Annotated in this window: 7 protein-coding genes; 6 read left to right on the forward strand and 1 reads right to left on the reverse strand. The window is 42.6% G+C overall.

Annotated features, from left to right (window positions below; genetic code table 11):
• Window positions 1-43 precede the first annotated feature (43 nt).
• The 6 genes from IH879_11700 (at window position 44) to IH879_11725 (ending at window position 9986) form a co-directional block, all read left to right on the forward strand.
• Window positions 44-1630 carry a hypothetical protein gene (locus IH879_11700; protein ID MCH7675599.1) on the forward strand — a complete coding sequence of 529 codons (1587 nt, stop codon included), beginning with the start codon at window positions 44-46 and terminating at the stop codon, window positions 1628-1630.
• 60 nt (window positions 1631-1690) lie between these two features.
• Window positions 1691-3016 (forward strand): BamA/TamA family outer membrane protein, encoded by a 1326-nt coding sequence (locus IH879_11705; GenBank protein ID MCH7675600.1) that lies wholly within the window; start codon window positions 1691-1693, stop codon window positions 3014-3016.
• 1 nt (window position 3017) lies between these two features.
• A complete protein-coding gene (locus tag IH879_11710; GenBank protein ID MCH7675601.1) occupies window positions 3018-4751 on the forward strand; it encodes a hypothetical protein in 1734 nt (577 codons plus the stop codon).
• A 57-nt stretch (window positions 4752-4808) separates the two neighbouring features.
• Window positions 4809-6194 carry a BamA/TamA family outer membrane protein gene (locus IH879_11715; GenBank protein ID MCH7675602.1) on the forward strand — a complete coding sequence of 462 codons (1386 nt, stop codon included), beginning with the start codon at window positions 4809-4811 and terminating at the stop codon, window positions 6192-6194.
• A 438-nt stretch (window positions 6195-6632) separates the two neighbouring features.
• A complete protein-coding gene (locus IH879_11720) occupies window positions 6633-8396 on the forward strand; it encodes a hypothetical protein (GenBank protein ID MCH7675603.1) in 1764 nt (587 codons plus the stop codon).
• Window positions 8397-8672: 276 nt separating this feature from the next.
• Window positions 8673-9986 carry an MFS transporter gene (locus tag IH879_11725; GenBank protein MCH7675604.1) on the forward strand — a complete coding sequence of 438 codons (1314 nt, stop codon included), beginning with the start codon at window positions 8673-8675 and terminating at the stop codon, window positions 9984-9986.
• Between the two features lie 591 nt (window positions 9987-10577).
• Here the strand turns inward: IH879_11725 and IH879_11730 are convergent.
• On the reverse strand, window positions 10578-11318 hold the full coding sequence (locus tag IH879_11730; protein ID MCH7675605.1) for a hypothetical protein: 741 nt from the start codon (window positions 11316-11318) through the stop codon (window positions 10578-10580).
• Between the last annotated feature and the right edge of the window lie 203 nt (window positions 11319-11521).

Genomic DNA, 11521 nt, shown 5'->3' on the forward strand with positions numbered 1-11521 from the left:
GTCGTCTTAACAAAAAAACTCAGTTAAGTCCCAAGATGTCTCCATGAAACGATTCTTAAGCGGCGCTGTCCCTCGGTTTGCGATAACTTTTTTCTGCCTCTGGTTAGCCTCTCTGAAACTCATCGCACAGGAAAATGCAAAAAAAGTTATTAGAAATATCGAAATTGAAAGACATGACGTATTTACCGATTTAAACCGAAAGCCGCGTTTCATTTACAACTGGGCCAACCAACTGCATATTGTCACTAAGGAGAATGTGATTCGTCAGGAGCTGCTTTTCAAATCGGGAGACGAATATGATCCGGAAATCCTGGAAGAAAGTGAAAGGAAACTGCGCAGCTTATCTTATTTTGGCGAAGTAACAGTTGCGGTGAAAACAGAGGAGGAAGCGTTTGTCGATGTTTTCGTCACCACACAGGATCAGTGGTCAACAATTGTTGCATACGTATTTGAAGGGGGAGGCGGGCGGACTACTTTCGGCGGCGGCATTGAAGAGTTCAACTTCCTGGGATTGGGAAAGCGGATTTTTACCGAAATCACCCACGAAGTTTCGGAGGGGACGCAAATCAACTTAAGATATACCGACCCGCAGCTGTTTTCTTCAAGATGGACGGCGCAGGGAAATTTTGTTACCGGACCCTTTCTCAAGAATTATTCGGCCCGCATTATCCGGCCATTTTATGCCTTGGATACAAAATGGGCTTATGGTTTCACTGGCTTTGCCAGAGATCAAACCAGGCGGTTTTTTGCCAACAGTCTGGAAGTCGACCGTTTTCGAGACGAGAAGGAAGAGTTTCAGGTTTTTGGCGCCAGGGCCTTTGGCAGCAGGTTCCACAAGAAGAGGGTACAGCTAAGTTACCGTTTTTCAAATAAGGATATCACATCTTTACCGGATACGACGATTGTTCCTCTTCCGGATGATGAGGTAAGTCACGCCTTGATTTTAACAGCCACTTTTGAGAACCTCTCATTTGTCGAGGAAACACAAATCGATAAATTCATCCGCGTCGAAGACTTGACTCTCGGCAACGTCACCCAAATCAGTTTAGGGCGCACCGGAATTCCTTTTCCAAACGGTGTCAAACGATTTGAGCTCAGGGTGGTAAGGAGAGAGGCACACCAGATTTTTGACAGGCAATATCTTTTTCTAACCCTTGGCGTTCAAACACTCTTTGAAAAAAACACTATTGCTTCATTGAGGCTGCGTTATTATAATAAATTTGCGAGACGACAAACTCTGGCATTTAATTTTGAATTTGATTACGCGGATAAATTGGAGGACAGTCAGCTCTTATTAGGCGGAGATTCCGGTTTGAGGGGGTATCCTGCAAGGGCATTTGCGGGTGACAAAAGACTGCTGCTAAATGTCGAGGATCGAATCTTTAGTTCGTTGAATATTCTAACCGTACAGCTTGGCGGCGTTTTATTTTTTGACGCCGGAAACGTCTGGAGTGAAGAAGCGTCCATCAACCTGAACGATTTGAACTACAGCGCAGGTTTCGGATTCAGGTTAGGTTATACAAAGTCACCGGACTCCCGAGTCGGAAGAATCGATTTTGCCTGGGGGCTAAGTGGAGGGGGGGGCTTTGGCATTGTTGTGGGGGTCGATCAGATTTTTTCGGTGAATTAGAATTGCCTGGAATGAAAACTCTAATGTTTGAAGTTAAGTGATTAAAACTCAACTATTTCTATGAAATCATTAGCGCGACAAAAAGCTTTTAGTCTGCCGGCCATTCTTGTTTTCGGCCTCTGTTTTTATCTGCTTGCGGGATTCAACCACCTGGCTTTTGCTCAGGAAAAAGAAGATAAAGAGATACCGCCCGAACAACTTCCGGTCGAGGAACGCGACACCGGGGACAGTTTTATTGAAAATTTAGGCGAGCTGCCGGGTGATATTATTACCTTGCCTTTTAAATTGTTTTTCAAAGGCGTAGGTTTCGTAATGAGAGTTGTCGACTATAATGCAATTACACTCCGGGTGACGGATTGGCTAACGAGTGAGGATGAGAAGACGAAAGTCAGGCCAATTTTTACACCCGTTTCCGGCGGTGGTTTGATTTTCATTCAGGATGATTTGTTCAAAAAAGGGATGAAATTTCGGGCGTCGGGAAGTTTCGGAACCAGAACGCGACGAAATGTTTATGGCGGTTTGCGAGACCCGAAATTTTTCAGTCCAAAGTTTGGGGTTGAGATGGCAGGATTTTATTCCCGGTTACCTGATGAAGACTTCTTTGGCATTGGTAACAATACGTCAGAGGAAAATGAAACAAATTATTTGCACGAAGAAAACAATCTTAAAGTTTCCTTGATTTCGTTGCCCTCCAAAGGGGCATTGTTCTCAGCAGGTTTGGGATACAGTAATGTTCATATTAAGGAAGGGCGTGACCCCAACCATCCTTCACTGGATAGTCTTTTTACACCGGCGCAGGTTCCGGGATTTTTCGGTACGGAAATGTGGTCGTTGCGGTTCAACTTTTACCGGGATACGCGAAACGCCACCGGGCACCCGACCAAAGGAGGCGAGGAGTACCTTGCTTATGAATTTGCCAAAGAAATTAATGGGGACACATTCGGTTATAGAAAATTTACCCTTGACGTAAGGCGCTATCTTCATTTATTTTATGATCGGGTCATGGCAGTACGCATGCGAGTGGAGATCACCGATAATCTGCAAAATAGGCAAATTCCGTTTTATCAATTGGCGGGTTTGGGCGGCCCAAATAGTTTGCGTGGCTACCGTCCGGTTCGTTTTCGCGACAAAGACTTGATTCTGGCCGGTGTTGAATATCGGTGGCCTCTCCCCACTATGGCCATCGCGTACGGCTTTTTTGAAGAAGGAAGAGTTTTCTCTAATGTTTTTGATGAGTTCAGTCTTCATGAATTCAAATATAGTTTTGGCGGCGGGTTGAGGCTCAAATCAATAGACGGCGGTTTGATTGCCATTTTTGAAATCGCTAAATCCCGAGAACAAATTCGATTTAATTTTGGTTTAAACACAGATTTAAGGAGATTTTAATTTGAATATTAGAGCTTTAAAACTAAGTTTAACTATTTTTTGTCTTAGCCTCTTTCTGTTGAGCTGCGGGGCGCAAAAGCAATATCTAAAGCGTGATCTTATAACGGAAGAAAACGATAGAGAGTCCATTCCGAAACCTAAGCCAAGACGCCTTAGTGTTTTTGAGGACGGCATTGAAAACATATTTGGTCGTGAAATCGATGAATACGGCAACCTCTCCTGGCATAGTCGAAAACTCATCAACAACCTGAAACAGGCCAAGAATACTAACAGCCTTGATGAAGTCCCTAATTCAACCTGGTTTACAAACAGGCATGCAAAGCATCCGTTGACGATCGCAGAGTTAAGACGCGGCCCGAATCGAGGCGAGGGGCCGGACATGAGCGGCTACATTACAATTACGGGTGCGAAGGCGGAGGGCGTTTCTCCCGGCTTTCGAATGAAAGACAGCAAAGGGGTTGATTATTTCGTTAAGTTTGATATTAAAGGTTTTCCTCAGCTGAATACCGCCGCCGAAGTCATAACAACTAAATTTGTTTATGCTTCCGGTTACAACACTCCGGAGAATTATTTAAGTGTTGTCGATCCTGAAAAAATGAGAATCGGAGAGGGTGTAACCATAAAAGACAAGTGGGGCAAAGATGTGCCAATGACGATGGATTTTATGAATTATATTTTGAGCCAGGTGCAGCCGAGCCCTGATGGCACATACCGGATTGTGGCCAGTAAGCGGCTTGAAGGTGAGCCGCTTGGGCCGTTTTTGTACACAGGCCGCCGCAAGGACGATCCCAATGACCGGGTGAGTCACGTTCATCGCCGGGAGCTCAGGGGATACAAAGCCATCACCGCCTGGTTAAACAATTTTGATACCAAGGCAAATAACACTCTGGATATGTACGTTACTGAAAATGGCAAAAGCTTCGTGAAGCACTACATAATTGATTTTGCGACTTCACTTGGCAGTGGTGGATATGGTACAGCCTCACGCTCAAGGGGACATTTTGGAACATTTGACTTGGGTCATATTTTCAAAAAGCTGTTTACCTTAGGACTATATGTTGAGCCCTGGGAAAAAAAGCCTAAGCTGATTAGCCCATCGGTGGGGTATTTTGATTCGGACTTATTTAACCCGGGGAATTATGCTGTTATCGTGCCTAATCCTGCCTTTCAAAGGATGACGGAATTGGACGGGTTTTGGGGCGCTAAAATCGTCATGTCTTTCACAGACGAACAAATTCGAGCTATCGTGGAAACCGGAGAATTTCAAAACCAGGAAGATGTAGATTACATCGTCAGAACTCTGGCCGAACGCCGCGACAAAACAGGGCGATATTGGTACGGTAAAGTAAATCCCCTGGATAATTTTCATTTTCGGCAAGACAGCAACGCTCATACATTTATAGGGTTCGATGATTTGTCGGTCAATGCCGGCTTTGAAAATTCGGACATGACCACCTACCGCTATAAGCTGCAATATCTCGGAAAAGATTTAACCGGTTATTTTTTCTCAAAAAGTAAAGCGCGTCTCGATTTAAATGATGAAATGCGGCAAACCATTGAGAGAAATTTTGCGGCATTACCCAACTTGCGTGAAGATGGCCGAATTTTAAACTTCAAGATTGAAAGCCAAAGAAAACCAGGCGGCTCATGGGGAAAGGATGTCAAGGTGTTTTTTCATTATCCAATCGATGTTTCGGAGCCGCCACAGATCGTGGCAATTGAAAGAGAAAATTGATTGATGAAACCTTGCAGGTTTTTAAAACCTGCAAGATTTGGCTACTCGGAGGGAGTAATGAGTAGAATATTTTCGTTTCTAATGATCTATCTTTTAATTACCGGCTCTGGTGTCCTGGCACAGAATTCCGGTTCTGAATCAGAAGAAACCAATCAGAAGGAGAATAATTCTGAGCAGGAAACGGCCCAACCTGAAAAAATAAATCAAGAACAAGCTAACGAGTACCCCGATCCGAACTTAATTCCCTACCGGACTAAAAAAAGCGCTTTGGTGCATGTCCTGTCCCTACCCGCAAAAATATGGCATCTGGCCTGGACACCCTTGGGTGCTACCGTCATTTGGGTGGAACAGAGCCGCATTCAGGAAAAAGCGATCAATTTTTTTTTGAACGACGATCAGACGGCTGGTTTTTTTCCATTAGTCAGTTTTGGGGGGAACACCGGTGCTGGCGGCGGCCTGATGGTTTTTGACAACAATTTGTTTAATAAAAGAAAAAGAATTAAAGCCAGTTTTCTATACAGCTCGTCAAGTAACAACATAACCGAAATTGCTTATGCCGATTCATCGCTGTTTGGCAGCTCTTTTTATTTCGATATTACCGGGTCTTATTTTAATGATTCGGACGAGAATCTTTACATTAGTGATTCGGTAAGTCTGGAGAATTTGCGTGATTCGTCAATTGGGGCGAACAAATCCACGGCCGACGATGAAACCAGCTACGCGACCCAGGAAGGTGGCGTCATCGCAAATCTATCGTACGTTTTTAGTCAGAAAGTAGGCTTAGGGATTGTATCAAGCTTCCGGAGAGTAGATATCGACAGCTCTCATGATGAAATTGAAGGCGCTCTTTTTCCGAGAAATATTCCCGGCAAGGGTGAGACCAGTTTATTCTCGGTGGGTGGGACATTAACGTTTAACCTTGCCAAAGGTTGGCCGCGAACTCTTTCAGGAACGCTGTTACGGCTGAGTTATACATATAATCGGGAAATAAATGGCAGGCGGTTTGAATACAATCGGTTTAGGGCAGAACTGAATCAATTTATTCCCATTCCATTTTTAGCTAAGAATCGCCGGCTTGGTATTCGCGGCGTTTTTGAAAAAATCGACAGGATTGGCACAAAGCAAGTTCCCTTTTATGAACTCAGTTTGCTCGGCGACGCAGCTAATTTGAGAGGGTTCGATCAGAATAGGTTTCGAGGCCGGGGTTTGCTCTTTTTTAATTTTGAGTACCGCTACCCGATTTGGGACACCTGGGATGCTGTGCTCTTTTTTGATGAAGGCCAGGTTTATGACGATTTAAGCGAAATTGCTTTAAATGAATTTCATACCGCAGTCGGTACCGGAATTCGATTTATGTCAAGAACAGGGTTTCTAATGCGCTTTGAAGTAGCACGAAGCAGCGAGCAGTGGCGGGCATTATTTCAAATAATTCCGAATTTTTAAAAAAAGTCAATACGGATGCCCAGCCACTTCGGCGACTTTCCGCGGTAAAATAATTTCCACCGAAACACGCCGATTTCGCCGAGGGTCACCGAATATTTTAAATTAATATCTCTACTCGTTTTTGGGAGGAGCTAAATTGGAAGACATTCTCTATAAACGGCTCTCGGATGAAGTCATTAACTTCTCACGCTGCCGTTTGCAATTTAAACGTTTCATGCTTCAAAATGATTTTAAAAATATAAGCCGAGCTAATTTAACAATTCTAAAATGAAAATAAATTCGGCGAGTTTCGGTGACTTCGGCGCAGTTCGGTGGGAAAAATTGATTTATTTTAGGTTAGAGAATGGTTTGCTTAAATTGATTACTTATTTATATTGTCATTAAATGAACCAAAACGAAATGACCCAATGACTAATAATGAAGAGTAAAGAGGGGCAAATGAAAGCTATTGTTAAATTTCAAATCCTCTTTTTTATTATTTTAATAATATTCGGTTGCAGCAGCCACAAATTCACCCTTGCTCCAATCAAAACATTTGATCCGGACAATAAAAATATCCCCGCACCAAAAGATATCAAGGAAAATCAGATTTGGGATATTGCCGATATGACCGTTTTTTACCAAATTGAAAAAGTCTTGGATTTGAACTGGTCGGCAAGAAAGATAGGCAAAGGCCTTAACCTTGTAAAGGGTCGTTCCGCGGACAATGTCAATGCTTTGGATGAGGTCCCTAATTCAAGCTGGTATACAAATCGTCACTACCAAAATCGTATGAATTTGGAAGAGCTGCAAAACGGCCCAAACGTTACCGCCGGGCCGGACCAAAGCGGGCTTTGGTTGATCTGGCTGGCGAAGACAGAAGGGGGGACCCCCGGACTTTTTATAAGAGACGCCAAAGGAGACGCATACATTTTAAAGTTCGATGCGCCGCAATTTCAGGAAATGGGTTCGAGTGCAGAGGTTATCTCCACCAAATTTTTTCACGCGGCTGGTTATCATGTGCCGCAAAACACCATCGAGTATTTTGACCCCGATATTTTGCAAGTCCAGGAAGGCGTCATGATTCCAGTTCAAGGGTCCGAGCGGCAAATGACCACAAGAGACGTCGAGGATTTGTTGCGTCCCATCCCACGAAGAGAAGATGGAAAAATAAGGTGCCTGGCCAGTAAATTGGTGGATGGCAAAGTGGTGGGCGTCTGGAACTACATTGGAACCCGCAGCGATGATCCGAACGATCTCGTTCATCATGAGCACCGGCGGGAATTAAGAGGTCTTCGAACCTTTGCCTCGTGGCTGAGCGATGAGGACCGGCGTGCGGCCAATACTCTGGCGGTTTATACCGAAGATAAAGAAACTGGAAATAAGTACATTAAACATTTTATCATCGATATGGGATCGACGATGGGCAGTAATAATATTATTCCACATGCTCCCAAATATGGCAGTGAATACCTGGTCGACCCGCGCACAATTGCCCTGCAATTTATTACTTTCGGACTTTATGTGAAGCCGTGGGAGTTTGAGGTTGAGCCCCTGGAGTTTACAGGAAGAAAAGAGGATCCGAATTTTCCATATTTTCACTCCATCGGCTACTACGAATCTGAAATTTTCGACCCGGGTGATTGGTACCCAACTTATCCAAATCCGGCGTTTGAATACGCGACTTACCGCGACGCATTCTGGGGCGCTAAAATCGTCATGTCTTTCACTGATGAAGATATTCGCGCAATTGTTAAGACAGCTAACTATTCAAATCCTAAAGCAGAGGAATACTTAATCAAAACCTTGATCGAGCGCCGGGATAAAGTTGGCCGTTACTGGTTTGATCGAATGAATCCATTGGATAAATTCAAGTTTAAACAAAGCAACGATGTTCTGACTTTAACGTTCAACGATTTAGCGGTAGATGGCCACCTGGCGTCAGCCGAAGATACAAAATATATTTATACATTGTCTTATAACGGGCGGCACAAACAGGAATTCGTCCATGCACCGGAAATTCCTATCTCGGCAAACGGTGCCGGGTTTTTAGACCAAATTCTTGCCACTAACGATATTAAAAATGAGGAAGACAAGATTTTTTTAATTAAAATTCAAACGGTGCGAAAGGGTAAAAAACCAAGCAGAGCAGTTGATGTTTATTTTTATTATCCGGGGCAAAACCAAGAAGCTCGAGTGGTAGGTATCCTTCGGGAAGAGTAATAGTTAAAGCAATTTGATAACTAAGAAAATTGCTGCTTCTCGCCATTAAGTGTTGTAAAAAACAAAGAAATGTGCTTAAAGGTGCGTAAAAGGAAACCAAAAATGCAATAGAATTTATGCAGCCCACAGTACGATGAAAGTACATTCTTTTGTCGTTTTTAGCATAGGATTTTGAATGGACTTCGTTAAAATAGGAATTGTCACCTAACTGCAACCTGAATAAGGCACAGCAGGGAAAATGAAGATAGTTAAAGTCAATTACGATTGGAGAACTTTATGGCAAATCCAATAAAAGCAATCATGAATATCCGGCGAGAGGAGCTACCACTCTCGTTGTTAATGTCTGGTTATTTCTTTCTGGTAATCACGAGTTTCTGGGTACTGAAACCTCTAAAAAAGAATCTTTTTATAAACTACTACGATCAGATTGGGTTTAACCTTTTTGACTGGCACATGGAGGCCGCTCAAGCTGAACTCCTTGCCAAGGTTTTAAATATGGTTGTAGCTTTTGTTGCTGTGGTCGTGTTTACTTGGCTTGTGAGAAATTTTCGCCGGCAGCAATTGACTTACATCTTCACCGGATTTTTTCTGATTTCCTATCTGGGGTATAGTTTCGTTATCAACAGTCCAAGCGACTTCACTGTATGGACTTTTTATTTGTTCGGTGACTTGTTCACGACGCTAATGGTTGCTACATTTTTTGCATTTTTGAATGATAGTGTCACGCCCGACGGAGCCAAGCGCCTCTATGGCTTGATCGGTTTGGGTGGAGTTCTCGGTGGTGCAATTGGCGCTACGTTTTTTTGGCGCATGCTCGACTACCTAAGTAATTCATCGTGGCTATGGATTTGCTTTTTCATTTCAGTTATGATTTTAGTCCTCGCCAATGCTGCCGGAAGGTTGGTAGAACGGAATCCACCACCAGAACGCTCTGAGCGAACGAAAGATGTTTCTCCCGACCAAAAGGAAAACCCGGCTCTGGCAGGGGCGAAGTTGGTCTTCAAATCACCCTATTTGCTGTCCATTGTAGCTATCGTTGGATTGTACGAGATAACGTCACAAACGCTCGACTTTCAGTTTACTGCAACCATTTCACACTATTTGGATGGGCCTGACCTAAAAAGGCACTTTGCTATGATATACGCTCTAAGTGCCATTGTTGCTCTGCTTGTACAGCTTTTTCTCACCAGTTTTGTAATGACCCGTTTTGGACTTATGACGGCTTTATTGGTTCTTCCTGTTGCGATAGTCATAGGGTCTGCAGGGTTTCTTGCTGTGCCGATTTTATGGGCTGGTAGTCTCCTGAATACAGCTGACAGCGGGTTTAGCTACGGACTTAACCAATCCGCGAAGGAAACGCTATATGTGCCCACGAGCAAGGATGAAAAGTATAAAGCGAAAGCCTTCATAGATATGTTCGTGCAGAGATTTGCAAAAGTCTTGGCGATCGGTGTGAGCCTTGGAATTACTACCTATTTCGCAGATTTCTCCAGCAAAAGGTGGCTTTCTCTTTTTACGATGGCGATTGTATCTGTATGGATTCTTGCGGCGCGATACGCTGGAAAAAGGTTTCATGAAATGACGTCTTAAGTGTACTTGTATTAGAAATTAGAAACCCCATAGAACTTTATAAGATTCGATGAGTTAGCTTCGGTGCAAAAGGTTTAACTTTGAAACTCAAAGGGTTTCATTTTGAAATGTTGGCTGCGCAAGATTACAACATAAGAAACCTTTTTTCATACCGTATAAAAATTATAACTTCTTTAAAAAACAGTAGATTGCAGAATGGAAGAACTTGTGTAGTTAAAAATTGGTACAATTGTTGTATATAAAAAGATGACCGAGCTTTATTATGCTCGAGTTCGGTAATTCCCCTAATTCCGAAATCAGCTAATACTCGGTTACTTTTGATTTTGAAAAGCCGCTGTAATTTTTGCAGCGGCTTTTCAATTTTATGAGATATTTAAATGTCGCGTCTTTAGATCAGGGCTAGGCTAGTAGTGTGAGTGTGATCTCTAAATATCATCGCAATGTGGATAATAGTGTTCTCGCGGTGGGTTCGAGTGTTCAGGTGCTAATATTTTGAAATTAATCAACTTGATAAAATACGTAAACACTTTAACACCTGAACACGCTAACACTGTATATTGCCCGGTTGTTTAGGAATCATTATACTAGTTCTCATAATGTAGTTTCACTTACACCATTTTCATATATCGGGAGATTCTCTCTTAAAATCTTATAGGCAACATAATTCCCATATTCGCTCCAATGGCCATCACATTCGAGGTAATACTCATCCCATTCGTTCTGATAATCATGCATTAATGGCAATAAATCGATATATGTAACATTTTCAATCGAATGGGAAAAGCTTTTAAGGTCCACTGAAAGTGGGGAAACACCTACTTTGTGATATTCCTCTATCTCTGTTAAGGTAGGGATCGTAAAAACAAAAACATCACGATCGCCAGCTTCTTCGACCAATTTCTCCAAGGCATATTTCATAACATCAAATTGCTTCTTAGTATAGTAAAAAGAATATGGCCATCGAAATCTATTTTGAGCTTCTTCATCCGATTGAATACCTTCTTTCGTTGAGTCGTCGTCAAAGACTCTACGTTCAAGAATCTTTTGCTTGACAAATCTGTACACATTCCAAGTATAAGTATACTCACCCATGAACTCCGCTATAAAGCTTATAACCCGCGGGAAAGAAGTGTTTTCAAATGAGTCCGACCATGTTGATTTTTCAATCTTATCTTGAAAATAGACTAACTCATAATCAGGATACTCTCCAACGAAATAGGGCCGGTATCTATGGGAAAGAGCCTTTTTACCAAATTCATAATCATCATCAACCAAATCGTTGGCAGGAAAAATAAATACAAAAACATAATCATGCGTAAATTGTTTGGCCAAAGTTTTGTACAAAAGGTAATATTGGGTCGGTCCGAACCATTGGGAGGTGCTAAAATTCAAATGTTCGATGCCCGTGTTTTCTTCGAATAGATTGGATAGTCTTTTTGACGCTTGAATACCATAGCCTTCGATCAGGAATCCCCCAACACAATAACTATCTTTTTTGAAGAATGCTGCTTTCTTTCGATATCACGAGCGCCATA

It is taken from the genome of candidate division KSB1 bacterium, from assembly GCA_022562085.1.
GTDB lineage: Bacteria > Zhuqueibacterota > Zhuqueibacteria > Oceanimicrobiales > Oceanimicrobiaceae > Oceanimicrobium.

Coding starts and splice junctions, on each gene's coding strand:
- IH879_11700 (MCH7675599.1), top strand. CDS start 44: ATGAAACGATTCTTAAGCGGCGCTGTCCCTCGGTTTGCGATAACTTTT.
- IH879_11705 (MCH7675600.1), top strand. CDS start 1,691: ATGAAATCATTAGCGCGACAAAAAGCTTTTAGTCTGCCGGCCATTCTT.
- IH879_11715 (MCH7675602.1), top strand. CDS start 4,809: ATGAGTAGAATATTTTCGTTTCTAATGATCTATCTTTTAATTACCGGC.
- IH879_11720 (MCH7675603.1), top strand. CDS start 6,633: ATGAAAGCTATTGTTAAATTTCAAATCCTCTTTTTTATTATTTTAATA.
- IH879_11725 (MCH7675604.1), top strand. CDS start 8,673: ATGGCAAATCCAATAAAAGCAATCATGAATATCCGGCGAGAGGAGCTA.